At 65.7% G+C, this 17,234-nt stretch carries 9 protein-coding genes; 8 read left to right on the top strand and 1 reads right to left on the bottom strand.

Going from position 1 to position 17,234, the window contains the following annotated elements:
* Positions 1-24 precede the first annotated feature (24 nt).
* From B5G43_RS06790 to B5G43_RS17300, 8 genes are read left to right on the top strand one after another with little or no spacing between them, the layout of a single operon-like run.
* Positions 25-1,533, top strand: a complete 1,509-nt coding sequence (locus B5G43_RS06790; RefSeq protein ID WP_143382842.1) for a TIGR02677 family protein — start codon at positions 25-27, stop codon at positions 1,531-1,533.
* Positions 1,526-2,683 (top strand): TIGR02678 family protein, encoded by a 1,158-nt coding sequence (locus B5G43_RS06785; RefSeq protein ID WP_087259720.1) that lies wholly within the window; start codon positions 1,526-1,528, stop codon positions 2,681-2,683. The genes B5G43_RS06790 and B5G43_RS06785 overlap by 8 nt, the downstream gene beginning before the upstream one ends.
* Positions 2,661-6,704, top strand: coding sequence for a TIGR02680 family protein (locus B5G43_RS06780; RefSeq protein WP_087259719.1), 4,044 nt, complete (start codon positions 2,661-2,663; stop codon positions 6,702-6,704). Before B5G43_RS06785 ends, B5G43_RS06780 begins: the two co-directional genes overlap by 23 nt.
* Positions 6,701-7,981: a TIGR02679 family protein gene (locus B5G43_RS06775; protein ID WP_158097379.1), complete on the top strand. Its 1,281-nt coding sequence runs from the start codon at positions 6,701-6,703 to the stop codon at positions 7,979-7,981. The genes B5G43_RS06780 and B5G43_RS06775 overlap by 4 nt, the downstream gene beginning before the upstream one ends.
* 21 nt (positions 7,982-8,002) lie before the next feature.
* The gene (locus tag B5G43_RS17305; RefSeq protein ID WP_158097378.1) at positions 8,003-8,146 is read left to right on the top strand and encodes a hypothetical protein; all 144 of its coding nucleotides are present in this window, start codon (positions 8,003-8,005) and stop codon (positions 8,144-8,146) included.
* Positions 8,147-8,165: 19 nt separating this feature from the next.
* Positions 8,166-10,850 carry a leucine-rich repeat protein gene (locus tag B5G43_RS06770; protein ID WP_087259717.1) on the top strand — a complete coding sequence of 895 codons (2,685 nt, stop codon included), beginning with the start codon at positions 8,166-8,168 and terminating at the stop codon, positions 10,848-10,850.
* A gap of 13 nt (positions 10,851-10,863) precedes the next feature.
* The gene (locus tag B5G43_RS06765) at positions 10,864-13,710 is read left to right on the top strand and encodes a leucine-rich repeat protein (protein WP_087259716.1); all 2,847 of its coding nucleotides are present in this window, start codon (positions 10,864-10,866) and stop codon (positions 13,708-13,710) included.
* A gap of 13 nt (positions 13,711-13,723) precedes the next feature.
* Positions 13,724-16,432 carry a DUF4132 domain-containing protein gene (locus B5G43_RS17300; RefSeq protein WP_242960490.1) on the top strand — a complete coding sequence of 903 codons (2,709 nt, stop codon included), beginning with the start codon at positions 13,724-13,726 and terminating at the stop codon, positions 16,430-16,432.
* 42 nt (positions 16,433-16,474) lie between these two features.
* Here the strand turns inward: B5G43_RS17300 and B5G43_RS06755 are convergent, their stop codons facing one another.
* The gene (locus B5G43_RS06755; protein WP_087259714.1) at positions 16,475-17,227 is read right to left on the bottom strand and encodes a carboxymuconolactone decarboxylase family protein; all 753 of its coding nucleotides are present in this window, start codon (positions 17,225-17,227) and stop codon (positions 16,475-16,477) included.
* Positions 17,228-17,234 lie beyond the last annotated feature (7 nt).

The raw sequence follows: 17,234 nt of genomic DNA, 5'->3' as shown, positions 1-17,234 counted from the left end.
TGCTACAATGACGGCAAATATCTTGTGTGTAAAGGACGGGACGACATGCTGCAGGCCGACCTGTTGGAATCGATTTCGGAGACCAAATACCTGTCCGCCGAGCACTACACGGTCTACCGCACCATCATGCGTATTTTCTACCTGGAGCACCAGAAGATGCGCTACCAGATGGACCGGGACGGGGTGCTGGCGCTGCTCCGGGCACAGCCCCTCTTTGCGCAGTACTCCCCGGAGCAGCTGACCCTGGATCTGCAACAGCTGGTGAAGTGGAAGAACCTCACCCCTATCCAGGATCCCCGCAAGCCCCGCACCATCGCCGAGTTCAAAAACCGCCAGTTCCAGTACATGATGTCCCAGGCCGCCCTTGAGGTGGAGCGCATGACCATCACCCTGGAACACCTCTCCACCCGGGCCGCCGGCCTGTCGGCCAGCCCCTTCCGGCGCATCCGGGCGGACCTGCGCCGGGTGGAGACCCTGGACGAGCTCCCCCTGCGGGAGGTACAGGCCTGGTGGGAGGATTTGCAGGAGGACTTCCAGCGCCTGAGCCAGAACCACCAGGACTATCTGCGGGAGTTCTACGGCCCGGGCATGGAGATGCAGATGAAATCGGTGGATTTCATCACCTACAAGCAGCATCTGGTGCGCTATCTGGAGGAGTTCATCCAGGACCTCCAGCGCAGCGCCGCCCAGATCGGAGCCCAGCTGGAGCAGTTCACCCCGGAACAGACCGCCCACATCCTGGACCTGGTGGAGCGCAGCGAGCGGGAGATCCCCCGGCCCCAGGCGGAGCGGGCGCCCGGCTGGGAGGGGGAGCTGCACAGTCGCTGTCAGGGGGTGTGGCAGTCGCTGCTGGACTGGTTCACCGGCCCCAACCCTACCGCCCGGCAGGTGCTCAACGTCACCAACGAGGTGATCCGCCGGGTGGTGCAGAACGCCGCGCTGCTGGTGCAGATGGAGAACATGGGGGTGAGCAACAAGGCGGAGCTGAAGCATCTGCTCACGCTCTTTGCCGGGATGCCATCGGTGGAGGAGGCCCACCGGCTCTCCGCCCTGGTGTTCGGCGTGCAGCAGGTCCGGCATTTCGCCTGCTCCGTCCCCCGGGAGACCGAGCGGGTGGATCTGAGCCCCTACGACGAGCCGCCGGCGGAGCTGCTCTTACAGCCCCGGACCCGGACCTACCGGCCCCGCATGGACCGCACCGGCTTTGCGGACAAAAGTGCCGAAAAGGCCGCACATCGGCAGAAGATCCTGGCGGCGGCGGAGACCCTCCGCCGTGAGGTGACGTCCCACATCCGGGACGGCGTTCTGGACCTGGCGGCGCTGGAAAAACCGGTCTCGCCCCAGGTGCGCACGGTGTTTCTCTCCTGGATCGTGGAGGCCAATCTCAGCCCCGACCACCGGGGGCGGACCCAGTACGGGCAGTCCTTCCGGCTGAAAAAGCGGGGCAAAGTGACCTGCCGGATGGTCTGTACCGACGGGACGCTCACCATGCCGGATTGTGTGCTGCTCTTTGAGGAGGACGGACATGGATGAATTTCGCACGCTGCTGGACCGGTTCTGGATCACCCGGGCCGGGGACCGGGAGCTCTATTTCGCCCTGAAACGGGCCCTGCCGGACTACCGCCGGCTGGTCCATGAGTGCCTGGGCTGGAACCTGATCGTCCACGAGTCGGTGGTGAAGCTGGAGAAGGTCCCGCCCCGGGCCATGCCCTGGATGGGGATCGCCTCCTTCCAGGAGCCCCTGGACTACTGCCTGCTGTGCGCCCTGCTGCTGTTTTTGGCGGACCTGGACGACGGCGCGCCCTTCCTGCTCTCGGACCTCACCCGGGCCATCGAGACCTTCCTGGCCGAGGTCCGCCCGGTGGACTGGACCCAGTTCACCCACCGGAAGGCACTGGTGCGGGTCTTGCTGTACGCCCAGGACATGGGTCTGGTGGTGGCCTACGACGGCAGCAGCGCGGGCTTCGGGAGCAACCGGGACCAGGAGGTGCTCTATGAGAACACCGGCCTGTCCCGGCAGTTCCCGGTCCACTTCGGCCGGGACATCCTGGAATGCCGGACGATTGAGGATTTTGAGGCCCTGGCGTGGGAGGGGGAGAACACCGAGGGCCGTCGCCACCGGGTCTACCGGCAGCTGGCTCTGGCCCCCGGCTTCTACGCCACGGAGGAGAACCGGGGGGACTTTGAGTATGTCAAGAACCAGCACCGGACGGTGAATGACACCCTGTGCCAGGCGCTGGACGGGGAGCTCCACCTCCACAAGACCGGGGTCTTTTTCCTGCTGAACGAGGGGGAGCGCTGCGGACAGCTCCACCCCAATACCAAGGCCCTGTCCGACGCGGCGCTGCTGCTGTGCGCCCAGCTGCGGGAGCAGATCCTGCGGGGGACCTATCCCAGGCGGGAGGACGACACGGTGGTGCTGACCCGGGGGGAGTTCCGCCGGGAGGTCCGGCAGTGCCGGGAGAGCTGGGGAAACGGCTGGGGCTCTCAGATCCGGGCCATGTCCCTGGACCGGGTCGTCCAGGAGCTGACGGCCTATCTGGCGGACTGGATGCTGTTGGAGGAGCTGGACGGGGACCTTTTGCTACGCCCGGTGGTGGGCAAGCTGGTGGGGCGCTACCCCGCCTCTTATCAGAATACATGGTGTGAGGAGGAGGAAGATGAGCCGCTGGAAGATGCATAAACTGGGGTTTGTCAATTTCTGGCTGTACGACCAGGAGGAGTTTCTCCTCCGTGACGGGCATATCCTGCTGCGGGGCAACAACGCCGCCGGTAAGTCCATCACCACCCAGAGCTTCATCCCCTTCCTGCTGGACGGGGACCGCCGGCCCGAGCGCCTGGACCCCTTCGGCTCCAAGGACCGCAAGATGGAGTTCTACCTGCTGGGCGACAACGATCGGGCGGAGTCCACCGGCTATCTGTATCTGGAATTCCGCAAAAGCGGCCTGGAGGAGTACCGCACCATCGGCGTGGGCATGCGGGCCCAGCAGGGGAAGGGGATGGACTTCTGGGGCTTCTGCCTGGCGGATGGGCGGCGGATCGGACCGGATGGGCTGGCGCTCTATGAGAAGGTGGGCAAGCAGAATCTGTCCCTGAGCAAGCAGAAGCTGCGCAACCTCATCGGGGACCCCGCCTGCTGGGCAGAGAGCCCCACCGAGTACAAGAAAATGGTCAACGCCCAGATCTTCGGCTTCCGGGACATCCGGCAGTACGACCAGCTGGTGCAGCTGCTCATCTCGGTGCGGGCCCCCAAGCTCTCCAAGGATTTTCGCCCCACGGCGGTGAAAAAGCTGCTCAACGAGTCCCTCCAGGTGCTCACCGACGAGGACCTGTCCGCCATGGTCAGCACCATGGAGCAGATGGACAACCTGGAGGACACCCTGAACAGCTATCAGACTGCCATCCAGGACGCCCGCATCATCAGCCGGGAGTACACCCGGTACAACCAGTACATCCTGGGCCAGAAGGGCCGGGCCTGCCTGACGGCGTGGAACCGGACCCGGAGCCTGCGCCAGCAGCTCCAGGACGAGGAGGCGCGCCGGCAGGAGCTGGAGCGGAGCTGGAAGGAGCAGGAGCAGCGACGGGACCAGTCGGGCCTCCGCCTCAAAGAGGCCCGGGCCCAGCGTATGGCGCTGGGGGAGGATGAGCTCTCCGCCAAGCAGGAGCGGCTGCGGCAGAGCGAGGAGGAGTGCGCCCGCCTGGAGAGCCAGCTTCGGCAGGACGAGGAGCAGCTCCAGAGGCTTCAGGAGGGCCTGGCCCGGCACGAGACCATCCTGCGTCAGCTGACCCGGGAGCGGGAGGACGCCCGGGGCGTTCTGCGCGGCGCGCTGCGGGAGCTGGAGGAGGAGAACGAGCGGCTGGAGCTGGGGGAGGAGCACCGGCGCTTTGTCCAGGCCCTGCGGGCGGAGCGGGTGGAGGAGGACAGCGGCCCCCTGCTGGATGCCCTGCGGGAGCGGGAGCGCAGGATCGGCGCGGCGCTGGAGAGCCTGCGCCGGACCGAGGCGGCGCGGAGCTTCTATGATACGGCCTGTCAGAACCTGGACCGGGCCGAGGAAAGCGTGCGGGAGGCTGGGATCGTGCTCCGGGACGCCCAGAACCAGGAGCGGGAGGAGCGGGACACCCTCCTGGAGGCCTTCGCCCGCCGCCGGGAGGCCAATGTCCAGCTGGACATCCCCCAGGACACCTGGCTGGAGCTGCGCCGGGCGCTGGCGGCCTACCGGGTCCCGGCGGACTGGAGCCCCATCCGCAACCGGCTGGACGCGTGTGCCCGAGCGGTGGAGTCCACCCTGCAGGCCGAGCACGTGCGGGCGGAACATACCCGCGCTGCTCTGGAACGGGAGCGGGGCGAGCTGGAGCGGCAGCTCCGGCAGCTCAAGGACCAGCCCGACCCCATCCCGCTCCGCCGGGAGCAGACCATAGCCACCCGGGTCCAGCTGGCCATGAGCGGGGTGCCCTGCGCGCCCCTCTACGAGCTGGTGGACTTTGCCCCCGGCGTGCCGGAGGCGCGGCGGGACCTGCTGGAGGCCCAGCTCCTGGACGCGGGGCTGCTGGACGCCCTGGTGGTGCCCCGGGAACACCTGCCCCAGGTACAGGAGCTGTTGGCGGAGTACCCCGACTGCTTCCTGCTGCCCGGACCTGCCGCCGCTGAGCCGGTGACCGACCTGGTCCCGGACGCTGCGGGCCGCTTTCCGGCCGAGGCCGCCGCCTGTCTGCGCGCCATCTCCCGGAGCGACTGGAACGCCGAGACCGCCCTGCTGCCCGATGGGCGCTACTGCTGCGGGATGCTCCGGGGCCACAGCCGGGCGGACCGCCCTGCAGGATTCATCGGCGCCGCCGCCCGGGCAGCCAACCGGCAGCGTCAGCTGGAGGCGCTGGAGGAACAGCTGGAGCGGCTGGGCGAAAAGCTCCGCGCGGCCCGGGCCGAGGAAGAGAACTGCGCCGCGCGGCTGGAACAACTGGAGCTGGAGCGGGCCCAGATGCCCACGGCGGAGGAGCTGGACCAGGCGCTGGCTCTGCTGGAGCAGGCCCGGAACGCCCTGCGCCGGGCGGAGGAGGAGCAGGCGCGCCGGCAGGACGAGCAGCAGCGGGCCAAGGCGGCCTGGGCGGCTCTGGACCAGGAGAGCCGGAGCTGCACCACGGGCCTGCCCTACGCGCGGACCACGACGGCCTATGAGGAGGCCAGGGAGGCTGCCGCCAGCTACCGGGAGGCCTACAACCTGCTGAAGGAGAAGCAGCAGGCTTTAGGGTACGCCACCCTCTCCATGGAGCGGGAAGAGGACACCATCGCCGAGCAGCGGGACCAGGCGGACGACAAGCGGAAGGCCAACGACCGCCTCCGCGGCACCCTTTCGGTGCAGCAGGCCGCGGCGGGGGAGCTGCGGGCCTTCCTGGAGCGTCCGGAAAATCAGGCCCGGGCCCGCCGCCTGACCGAGCTGGAGGAGGAGATCCGGCATCAGGACGCGGAAAACCGGGACGCCGAGAAACAGTGCATCCGGCTGGAGGAGCAGGTGAAGCAGGCCGGAGAGGCCATCGAGGGCCGGAAGCAGAGCCTGACCAGCGCCGTGATGGAAGAGCAGGATTTGGAGACCTACTTCCGGGAGGATTTGGCGCTGGGCTTTTCCGGCCTGGACGGGGGCCAGGGCGTGGAGGAGCAGGCCCGGCAGGCGGCGGACAAGCTGCCGGCCTCCGCCCGGGGCCGCACCTTCGCCGAGATGGGAGAGGCTATCGCGAGCAATTTCCAGCGCTACCGGGGCAGTCTGTCCGGCTACCACCCGGAGATCAAAATGGTCTTTGATGCCCCCAATCAGCCCGCCCAGCTCCGGCAGCGGTATGTCATCACCCTGAAAAAAGGCGGGCAGGAGCTCTCCCTCTACGAGTTCATCCAGGCCCTCCAGACCGACATCGACCTCACCGGGACCTTGCTGGAGGACCGGGACCGGGAGCTCTTTGAGAACATCCTCACTGAGACCATCAGCCACACCCTGCGCGCCCGCATCGAGGAGAGCGCCCAGTGGACCCGGAACATGTCCAACCTGATGGCCGGGCTCACCACCTCCATGGGGCTGACCTTCCGCCTGGACTGGAAGGAGAAGAAGTCGGAGGGGGCGGAGGAGCTGGATACCGCCCAGCTGGTCACCCTGCTGAACAAGGACAGGGCGCTGCTGGCCCCCGAGGACAGCCAGAAAGTCTCCGCCCACTTCCGCAGCCGGGTGAAGCGGGCCCGGGAGGAGGCCCGGCTCCGGGGCGAGGCGGTCAATTACGCCGACCTGATCCGGGGGGTGCTGGACTACCGGAGCTGGTATGAGTTCCACCTCTTCTACCAGCGGGGAGACAGCGGGCGCAAGGAGCTCAACGACCGGGCGTTCAACCGCTTCAGCGGCGGCGAGAAGGCCATGGCCATGTATGTCCCCCTCTTCGCCTCGGTGTCCGCCCAGTACCAGAAGGGGGGCGACTCCTGCCCCCGGATGTTGGCTCTGGACGAGGCCTTCGCCGGTGTGGACGACCAGAACATCGGCGCCATGTTTGAGCTGATGGGCATTCTGGATTTTGACTACATCCTCAACTCCCAGGTCCTATGGGGCTGCTACGCCTGCGTCACCGACCTGGACATCGCCGAAATGCACCATCCCCCCAACGCCCCGGTAGTCACCATCCTGCACTACCACTGGAACGGGACCCAGAAGAGCCTGGAGGCGGACCTATGACCGGGGCGGTGCGGGCCTGCGCGAACTATTTCCGTGTCCACCCCGGGTATCACCGGCTTTTGACCGCCCTGATGGAAAAGTACCGGCGCAGCGGCCGTCCGGCGGGGTGGGTGACTCTGTCCGACGCCTCCACGGCGGAGTGCGAGGCCGCCCGCGCCCTCTTTGGAAGGCCCTTCGAGCCGCCGCTGCGCTTCCGGGCGGACCAGTTCGAGGAGGCGCTCCAGCAGACCCGCTTTCGGGGCGTCTCCCTGAAGGCGGTGCTGGAGGACTACTTCGGCACGGAGCTCAAAACCCGGCGGGAGGTCCGGGCGGGATTGGAGGACCGCTTTGCCGCCGTCCTGGACCGGGCCATGGAGGGCCGTGGGGAGACCACAGCTCGGTGGCTGGAGGACCTGAGGGCAGGGCGGGGGAGCGGGTATACGCTGCTCCGCCGGGAGGCAACCCGGGACCCGGGACAGACCGGGACCGGCCTCATGGGGGCCTGCGCCGCTCTGGACCGGCTGGAGCGGGGAGACGGCAGGCCGGTCCGGCTGGCGGTGCTCAGCGCCGGGGCTACCTCCGACCCCCACGCCCTGGACAGCGGGACTCTGGGCGGCAAGCTCTTTCTGCACCTGCTGGCCTACCGCTCCGGCCTGGACTACCCGGCGAGCGCGGAGAAGCGGGACGCGCTGTACTACCAGAACGGCATCCTCTGCGACAGCATTTCCAGTCTGGTCACCCAGGTGGGCCTGATTCTGGAGACGGAAGGCGGGGAGCACCCCGGATATGCCCTCTTCCGGCAGCGGCGGGAGCCGGTGACGCTGTCCCTGGCCAGCCTGTCGGCTCTGACCGGGGTCCGCAGCCCCTGTGGACGGGCCTTCCTGGTGGAAAATGAGATGGTGTTTGCCCAGCTCTGTGACCGCGCTGACCACTTCTGCGCGCCGCTGCTCTGCACCTCCGGGCAGCCCTCAGTGGCGGCGCTGCGCCTTCTGGACCTGCTGACGGCCAGCGGCACGGCGCTCTTCTATTCCGGGGATTTCGACGGGAAGGGGCTGTCCATCGCCGCCCAGCTGTGGCGGCGCTGTCCGGATCGGCTCATGCCCTGGCACATGGGACCGGAGGACTATGAGAAATGCCGCTCGGAGGTGGCGCTGAGCGCCGCCAGCCGCGCCCTGCTCCAAAACTGCGCCGGGACGCCCCTGGAGCCCGCCGCCCGGGCCGTGGAGGCGGGGGGAACGGCCGGGTATCAGGAGCTCCTGCTCCCGTGGCTGGAGGAGGAGCTGCTGAAAAAGCCGTGATGGGACGCAGAAAAGAACGGTTTGGAAAACGACAACGGGCCGCCGCTGGGCGGCCCGTTGTTTCATCGGCGGGAGGATGCCTCACCCTATGCAGACAGCATAGTAGACAAAAAAGGGGCGAAATACTATAATAAAAAGGATAAAATCGACAATTTAAAGGACTGAAAAATCAGGAGGGACCAACATGAGCGGCAATGCAGAGTTTTCCATCCGTACATATACGAAAAGACGCGTTTTGACCAAGTACAATGGCCCCGGCGGGGATGTGGTCGTCCCGGCCGGTGTGACAAAGATCGGCGGGTCTGCCTTTGAGGGCTGCACGGGCGTGACCAGCGTCACCATTCCGGCGGGTGTGACCGAGATCGGCGAGAGCGCGTTCTCCGGCTGTACAGGCCTGACCAGCGTTACCCTGCCGGACGGCGTGACCGTGATTGGCAGCGCTGCTTTCTCCGGCTGTACGGGCCTGACCAGCGTCACCCTGCCGGACGGCGTGACCGTGATTGGCAGCGCTGCTTTCTCCGGCTGTACGGGCCTGACCAGCGTCACCCTGCCGGACAGCGTGACCATGATTGGATGGTCTGCCTTTGCGAACTGCACGGGCCTGACCAGCATTACCCTGCCGGACAGCTTGACCGTGATTGAATGGTCTGTCTTTGCGAACTGCACGAGCCTGACCAGTGTCACCATTCCGGCGGGTGTGACCGAGATTTACGGGGGAGCTTTCTCTGGCTGCACGAGTCTGACCAGCATCACCCTTCCCCTCGGGCTTCAAAGTATGTCTAACCGGACATTTCCGGATCTGATCCGCGCCGGGCAGGACTGTCCGCAAAGCCTGGAGGTCAAAAACCTGGCCCATGTGCTGCTGAACGGCTGCAAAATCCGGATGGCCATGGAGTCTGTGTACGAGTGGCCGATGGGGAGCACTCCGGCGGCAGCCGCGATCTACCTGACCTCCGGCTCACAAAAGGTCCGGGCATTTTGTGAGCGGCAGCTCTACCAGGATGAGAACGAGAGCGTGGCCGCCATGACCGGGATTCTGACGACGGAAAAGGTCAAACCCACGATCTGCAAGCGGGCGGCGGAATTTGCGCTGGCGTGTGGGAGTACGCTGAAAAACGAGACGCTGTTTGCCCTCTACGATGCACTGACCGCGGCCAGAGCCAAAAAGGCGGCGGAGCTCCTGGAACCGGCGGTGGCCCAGCGAAAGGCGGCGGGCGACGACGGCCCGGAGGAGACCAGCGCCGCGCATCCGGTGGAGGCGTTCTGCCGGGCGCACTACACGGAAAGCAATGTGAAACGCCTTCTGAACACCTGCGGGCTGTCGCTGGAGGATCTCCCCGCCGTCCGCTATGGGGACAGCGAGGAGAGCGCCCCGCCCTTTGTGCTGGGGTGTGTGCTGGCCGATTATCTGGATGTGGGAGAGGTGCGGAAGGGGTACACGCTGGAGCTCTCCTACCACCGGAACGCCGATCAGATCGCCGCTGCTCTGGATTCGGCGGCCTTCCGGCAGGCGCTGGAGACGGTATATGACACCCTGGAAAACCGTCCGCTGGAGATCACGAGGCACTACCTCTACGGAACCAAGGTCCTGCAGGTATCCGGTATCCTCCGGGATCGGACCTTTTTGGTCCCCTACTGTCGGTTTGGCTCCCCGCAGCAGGTGCGCAAGGTGCTCTCCAGCCTGAAGGACTGGCATGACTGGAACCGTTACGAGAAGCCCGGACGGCAGACGGAGTATCTGGCCCAGTACGCCCTCTGTCTGAGCGACTGCCGGGAGGCCCTCCTGTGGGCGGACAAAAACGGACTCCTGCCGTTCGCGGCCAAACTGCGGGGGACCGATGCGGATGTCATCCGGGACACGGTCCTGACCGAGTTCGGGCTGGACGGAGATGGCCGCAAGACCTACGACCTGGGAGGGCGGCAGGTGACGGTGTCCATGGCGCCCGACCTCTCGCTGATGTTGTACGATGAGACGGCGGGGAAGGTGGTAAAGTCCATCCCCAAGAAGGACGCCGATCCGGACCAGTACGAGGCGGCCACGGCCGATCTGGCCGATTTGAAAAAGAACCTGAAAAAGGCGGTCAAGGGCCGCTGTGACCAGCTCTTTGCGGCATTCCTGCGGGGGAGCGAGCAGGATGCCGCCGGTTGGAAGGCGGCCTATCTCACCAACCCGGTGCTGCGCCAGGTGGCCTCCCTGCTGGTGTGGGCCCAGGGGAAGGCGACCTTCACCGTGACGGCCCAGGGGCCCGTGGATTCCGCGGGGCAGCCCTACGAGGTGAAGGACAAGGCGGTGAAGGTGGCCCATCCCATGGAGATGGACCGGGACGACCTGGCGCGCTGGCAGAAGTACTTTACCTCCCACGCCCTCAAGCAGCCCTTTGCCCAGGTGTGGGAGCCGGTGGTGGACTTCTCCCAGGTGAAGGAGGACCGGTACAGCGGCATTGAGCTCCCCGCCAACCACCTGCGCAGCCGGGACAAGCACGGCATCCGCTTCCACTATGACAACGCCACCAGCGAGCTGGAGACTTCTTTTGCCGGACTGAGTCTGGTGTGCGAGTTTACCCAGTTCCAGCGCCACTGGATGGACCAGGACGCCCAGGTGGTGTTTGGCAGGCTGAAGGTGAAAACCCCCGGCCGGGCGGCCAACCACGTCCTGTCCCTGCTGGACAAGTGGACGGTGGAGGGGCGCATTCTGAAGGACGATGCCAGCGCGGTGGAGTTCCTGGACTCCTTCACCCTGGCCCAGGTGACGGAGCTTCTGAACCTGGCCATTGAGCACAACTGTACCAACTGTACCGCCGCCCTCCTGGCGTACAAGAACGACCATTTCGCGGATTTTGACCCCATGGACGTATTTACTTTGGAGTAAGGAAGGTGTCTTTATGAGCGAAAATGCGGAATTTGTGATTGAAAACGGCGTTTTGAAGAAGTACAGCGGCCTTGGTAAGGAGGCCGTCATCCCGTATGGGGTGACCAGGATCACACGGGAGGCGTTTGCGGATGCCACGGGCCTCCAGACGGTCCGGTTTCCTGAGACCATCACCGAGATCGACGACGGGGCCTTCGACCACTGCACCCTGATCCGTGTGAGCGTGGAGCAGGATATCGCCGCACTGGGGCCGGAGGCCCAGTGGGGCGGATCACAGAGTACCGGCCGGTTCGGCGTGTTTACCACCACCATCCATCAACGATATGTACGGAACAAGAGGGGCGGTATAGAAGAGTTCGGATGGATCTATGAATTGCAGACTGCAACAGGCCGCCTTCTCATCCGCAATCAGGCGGTCTGCACTGAAGACGGGATCTATCTGCGCCTGCTCTCCAATGTGGCAGGGGCGTATGTCCTGCCGGACGGGCTCACCGAGATCGGCGCCTATGCCTTTCGCGGCCAGAAAAGGCTGACCCAGGTGACCATCCCCGAGGGGGTCACGGCCATTGGGAACGGGGCATTTCTCCACTGCACCGCCCTGTCCGGCGCGACGCTGCCGGAGAGCCTGCATACCCTGGGGGAGCGCGCCTTTGCCGGCTGCAAACGCCTGCAAGAGATCTCCATTCCCACGGGGATGGAGAAAATGGGAGATCAGGTCTTTGAGGACTGTCACGCCCTCCAACAGGTCGCCGTCCAGGAGGGCGTCGCCGACCTGGGCAGTCTGCCCTTCCAGGGCTGCACCCGGCTGAAGGAGGTGGTCCTCCCCCGCAGCATCCGCAAAATCGGCGACTTCAGCACTGGGATGTTCGGCGGCCCCTGGGACGAAGCCACCCTCAAAAAGCACAATCAGACCTTGTACAAGACCATGCCCCAGGGGCTGTGCGAGGCGGAGGACCGGCTGAACAAGAGCATCGCCATCCAGATCGACCTCCTCTGGAACCGGCAGATGAGCGCCCGGGACTGGGCGGGGCTGTACCTGATCCAGAGCTCCTCCCCGTTCAAAGACCTGTGTGCCCGGTACATGATGCCCCCGTACGATGACTATGTGGCCGGTATGGCGGAGATCCTGGCCGAAGGGGGCAAGCCGTCCAAGTTCCAGAAGGCGGTGGACTTTGTTTCGGAGCACCAGGAGGAACTCCGGAGCGAGACCATCCAGGCCCTTCTCACCGCTGCCCAGGGGCGGAAGGCCAAAAAAGCGGCGGAACAGCTGGCCCAGCTGCTCCAGGACGAGCCGGAATACGCGCCGGACGACCCCAATGCCGATCTGCGCGCGGCCTTCCGGGAGGCGGACCTGATGAAGTGCTACAAGGCCCGCAAGGGGACCGCGGCGGCCCTCAAGGTGGTGAAACAGAACGGCTCGGAGGAGGCTGCGCCGGAGTTTCTGGTCCTCTGCGCCATTGTACCCTACGCCGAGCAGTACACCTATCGCCCGGGCTACGCGGACAACCGGCACGATTTTGAAAACGCCGACCCGGTGGAGCTGGCCGACCAGGCCGCGGAGCGGCTGGACCGGGACTCGCTGCTCGCCTGTCTGGAGGCTCTGAAAAGCCGGCACGACGCCTGGGTCATCCCCTACTGCCGCTATGGCCGGGGGGCGGAGATCGCCAAGGTGGTGGCAGAGATGAACCGGAACGCCCGCGGCGGCCTGTCCACCCGGGGATTCCTGCTCACCGCCCGGGGCGCGCTTATGCTCAGCGACACCCGGGAGGCCGTCTTGAAGCTGGACAAGGACGAGGTACTCCGCGTCTACGCCCAGCGCCACGGCACGACGGAAGAGGCCCTGCGGGACCGGTGCTTGATGGAGTTCGGGCTGGACGGAGAGGGCCGCAAGACCTACGACCTGGGGGGCCGGCAGGTGACGGTGGCCATGGCGCCCGACCTCTCTCTGTCGCTGTACGATGAGACGGCGGGGAAGGCAGTGAAGTCCATCCCCAAGAAGGACGCCGATCCGGAACAGTACGAGGCGGCCAAGGCCGATCTGGCTGACCTGAAAAAGAACCTGAAAAGGGCGGTGAAGGGCCGCTGCGATCAGCTCTTTGCGGCATTCCTGCGGGGAAAAGGGCAGGACGCCGCCGGCTGGAGGGCGGCCTATCTCACCAATCCGGTGCTGCGCCAGGTGGCCTCCCTGCTGGTGTGGGCCCAGGGGAAGCAGACTTTCACCGTGGCGGCCCAGGGGACCGTGGACTCCGCGGGACAGCCCTGCGAGGTGAAGGACAAGCCGGTAAAGGTGGCCCACCCCATGGAGATGGACCGGGACGACCTGGCGCGCTGGCAGAAGTATTTTACCGCCCACGCCCTCAAACAGCCCTTTGCCCAGGTGTGGGAGCCGGTCATCGACTTCTCCCAGGTGAAGGCGGACCGATATGAGGGCCTGGAGCTGCCCGCCAATTACCTGCGCAGCCGGGACAAGCACGGGATTCAGTTTGAGTTCGACATCGGGACCAGCGAGCTTTGGACCTCCTTTGCCGGTCTGGACCTGGAGTGTGATTTCACCCAGTTCCAGCGCCACTGGATGGACCAGGATGCCCGGGTGGTCTTTGGCAAGCTGAAGGTGAAAACCCCCGGCCGGGCGGCCAACCACGTCCTGGCCCTGCTGGACAAGTGGACGGTGTACGGCCGCATTCTGCGGGACGACGTGAGCGCGGCGGAGTACCTGGACAGTTTCACCCTGGCCCAGGTGACGGAACTGCTCAACCTGGCCATTGAGCATCAGTGTACCAACTGCACCGCCGCCCTTCTGGCATATAAGAACGCCCATTTCGCGGACTTCGACCCCATGGATGTGTTCACCCTGGAATAAAGAAGGTGTCTTTGTGAGTACTGACTTGGATTTTGTGATACAAGATGGTGTGCTGGAGCAGTACATCGGCCCAGGCGGGCATGTGTCCATTCCGGACGGGGTGAGTAAGATCGGATGGTCTGCCTTCTCCGGCTGCACGGGCCTGATCAGCGTGACCATCCCGGAGAGCGTGACCAAGATCGGCGGCTCGGCCTTCTCCGGCTGTACGGGTCTGACCAATGTGACCATCCTGGCGGGGATGATTGACGGCTGGCATGCGTTCTACACATGCCCCGCATTGACGGAAGTCACCGCGTTTCAACCCCTGCGGAGTGCGGATCTCTTTCCGGAACAGGCATGTATCCGGCTGGACGCCGCGCTTCCCTTCCCGGAAAAGCCTCCTGTGGAGTTTGCATGGAATCTCGTTCTCACACCGGCCCAGGCGGCCCAGTGTTTGATGACCCAGAGTCAGAAGGCGTGGAAGGAGGCCGTCTGGCGGAGCGTCACGGCGGAGACGGCTCAGGAGACGGCGGAAGCGCTGGCGGCGCTGTGTGTGGGGGAGAAGAAGAATAAAGCGCGGGACGCCCGCCTGGTGGAGTTTTTGGCCCGCTATGGGTACCATCTGAAGGGAGAGACCGCCGATGCACTGAAAAAGTGCCTCACTGCGGCGGGGAACCTGAACAAGCGGGAGTGGGTGGCCGAGGACAGCGTTGTGACCGGCCCCGCGAGTGCTTTTCGGGAACTGACGTTCCCGGACGCCGTACTGGTGGCACCGGACGCGCTGAAACAGGCAAGCGGGAAGGTTGTGCGCATCGGACCGGAGAACGTCGGCATTGGGCTGGACTGGCTGGTCCGCGCCCGGATCTCCCCGAAGGTGAAGAAACTGTGTGTCCCGGCGGCCTGGCTGATTTCCAGGGTGGGGGAGGAGGGAGAGCTGCCCGCCCTCAGCCCGGATGTGACGTCCCGCCTGGTGATCGAGCAGGCGGAGAAGCTGCGGAAAACCGCGGACATCGGGCGGATCATGGCTATCGCACAGGCCTATTGCGGACTGTCGTTCCCGGAAGCGCTGGAAACCTATGGGGGCGATCTGAGTACCCCCCGGAAGGTGGAGGTGTGCCGCGCCGCCCTGGTGGCCGCTCTTCCGGCCCTTCCGGACGACTGCCCCGGAACCGAGGAGGACTTCCGCCGGCTGCTTCCGGAGGAGCAGGACCGCGCGGTATACCGTTTGGTGACCGCTCTGCTCTTTGGAGTGGAGGAGGTCACCGGCCTGACCTTTGCCGCCAGCGGCGCCCCCGCCCCGGCGGAGGCGGTGGAGACCCTGCTGTTCCGCCTGTGCTTCGGCCGGGAGGACACCTGGATGGGAAGCGCCGAGCTCCGGCTGCTCCAGCTGCTCAACCGCAGTGAACTGACGCGCTTTCTGGAGACCCAATGCAAGGTGGAGGGGGACGGCTCCTGGGACGCGGTGGCCGCGCTGCCCGCCGTGTGCATTCTGTGCGGGGGCCGGCAGGCCGAGCGCCTGGTCCGGATCTACCACGACCTTTGCGGCCGTGAGCTGTACGACGCCAGCGTCCGGGACCAGATCAAGAAGGGCATCGAACGCTGGCTGCCCTACAATGAGAATCCGGACACTCTGCGGGCGCAGCTGAAGAGCCAAGAGCTGCTGTGCCGGGCGGCGAAGCTGCGGAAGATGCCGCCGGAAGAGCTGCGGGCGCTCCTGCTGGAGCAGGCGGAGACCGGGCTGGACGACCAGGGGCGGATGGAGCTGGACTACGGTGGCCGGACCTTCCGGGTGGAGCTGCTCCCCGACCTGACCGTTTCCATCCGGAACGAGGCCACGGGAAAGACGGTCAGGCAACTCCCAAAGGCGGGAAAAGAGGACGACGCCCTTCATGCCAAGGCGGCCAACGAGACCTTCAAGGAGCTGAAAAGCACCGTTGAGACCCTGCTGCGGGCCCAGAAGGACCGACTGTTCCAGCTCTTCCTGAGCGGCGACAGCATCCCGGCGGAGCGATGGAGCGGCGCGTACCTCCGGAATCCCGTCCTGCGGAAAATCGTCGTCCTGCTGGTGTGGAGCCAGAACGGGACCTGCTTTACCCTGACGCAGACGGGGGAGGCGGTGGAGGCAGGCGGCGGGCCGTACCAGCTGGGGCCGGACCCTATCGGGGTGGCCCACCCCATGGAGATGGAGCCGGGGGAGGCGGCCGCCTGGCAGCGGTACTTTGCCGCCCACGGGCTGAAACAGCCCTTTGAGCAGGTATGGGAGCCGGTGGTGAAGTTCAGCGCCGTCCGGGAGGAGCGCTACCAGGGCATGAAGATCCCGGCTTACCGCTTCAAAGGACAGGAGAAGCACGGGATCTCATTTGCGTTTGACTACGCCGCCAGCGAGCTGGACATCACGCTGGACGACTGCCGGCTGGACTACGACGGCTGGGGGAGCGCGGTGGACCGGCATGCGCTGAACCTTCAGGGTCAGCTGACGCTGGGGGCCTTCCGGCTGGAGCGCCGCAGCCGCCGTGCCAACCACATCATCGGGCTCTTGGACAAGTGGACGGTGGAGGGGCGCATTTTGAAGGACGATGCCACTGCAGTGGAGGTCTTGGACTCCTTCACGCTGGCCCAGGTGACGGAGCTCATCAACCTGGCCATTGAGCATCAGTGCACCAACTGCACCGCCGCCCTGCTGGCGTACAAGAACGACCATTTCGCCGACTTCGACCCCATGGACGTGTTCACCCTCGAATAAACAGCAAAGGAGCCTGGATACCGGCGGTATCCAGGCTCCTGTTTACTTCAGCTTGCGGTACGTCTCGTCAGACACGGCCTCCAGCCACTCGTTGGAGGTGTCCTCGCCGGGGACCTCCAGGGCCAGGTGGGAGAACCAGCTGTCGGCGGCGGCGCCGTGCCAGTGCTTCACGCCCACGGGGATGTTGACCACATCACCGGGGTGGAGCTCCCGGGCCTCCTGGCCCCACTCCTGATACCAGCCCCGACCGGCCACACAGATGAGCATCTGTCCGCCGCCCTTGGAGGCGTGGTGGACGTGCCAGTTGTTGTGGCAGCCCGGCTCAAAGGTCACGTTGAACACCCCCACCTGGCTGGTGGAGAGGGGGTGCAGATAGCTCTGGCCCACGAAGTACTGGGCAAAGCCATCGTTGGGCGCGCCGATGGGGAACACCATCTCCCGCTGGTGGCGGGCCTTGCCGTCCTCGGCGGCGTCCTCTGCCCAGACCTCCTTGGCCATGCGGAAGGCCGCCCAGGCCTTGGGCCAGCCGGCGTAAAAGGCCGCGTGGGTCAGGATCTCAGCGATCTCCTCCCGGGTGATGCCGTTCTGTTTGGCGGTGGAGAGGTGGTACTGGAAGGAGCTGTCCACCAGGCCCTGGGCCATCAGGGCCACCACCGTCACCAGGGAGCGGTCCCGCAGGGAGAGCTTCTCCTCCCGGCTCCACACCTCACCGAAGAGCACGTCATCGTTCAATTCCGCAAATTTGGGGGCGAAATTCCCCAGGCCGTCCCGGCCCGCCGTCTGTTTGACTGCCATATGAAAA

Source organism: Flavonifractor sp. An92 (assembly GCF_002159175.1).
In the GTDB taxonomy this organism is placed as follows: domain Bacteria; phylum Bacillota; class Clostridia; order Oscillospirales; family Oscillospiraceae; genus Pseudoflavonifractor_A.
The sequence above is the reverse complement of the archived record's forward strand: the minus strand, read 5'-3'. Positions and strand labels throughout refer to the sequence as shown.

What these genes read in the sequence shown, in the direction of transcription:
- B5G43_RS06785 (WP_087259720.1), top strand. Translation starts at nt 1,526, where the DNA reads ATGGATGAATTTCGCACGCTGCTGGACCGGTTCTGGATCACCCGGGCC.
- B5G43_RS06780 (WP_087259719.1), top strand. Translation starts at nt 2,661, where the DNA reads ATGAGCCGCTGGAAGATGCATAAACTGGGGTTTGTCAATTTCTGGCTG.
- B5G43_RS06775 (WP_158097379.1), top strand. Translation starts at nt 6,701, where the DNA reads ATGACCGGGGCGGTGCGGGCCTGCGCGAACTATTTCCGTGTCCACCCC.
- B5G43_RS06770 (WP_087259717.1), top strand. Translation starts at nt 8,166, where the DNA reads ATGAGCGGCAATGCAGAGTTTTCCATCCGTACATATACGAAAAGACGC.
- B5G43_RS06765 (WP_087259716.1), top strand. Translation starts at nt 10,864, where the DNA reads ATGAGCGAAAATGCGGAATTTGTGATTGAAAACGGCGTTTTGAAGAAG.
- B5G43_RS06755 (WP_087259714.1), bottom strand. Translation starts at nt 17,227, where the DNA reads ATGGCAGTCAAACAGACGGCGGGCCGGGACGGCCTGGGGAATTTCGCC.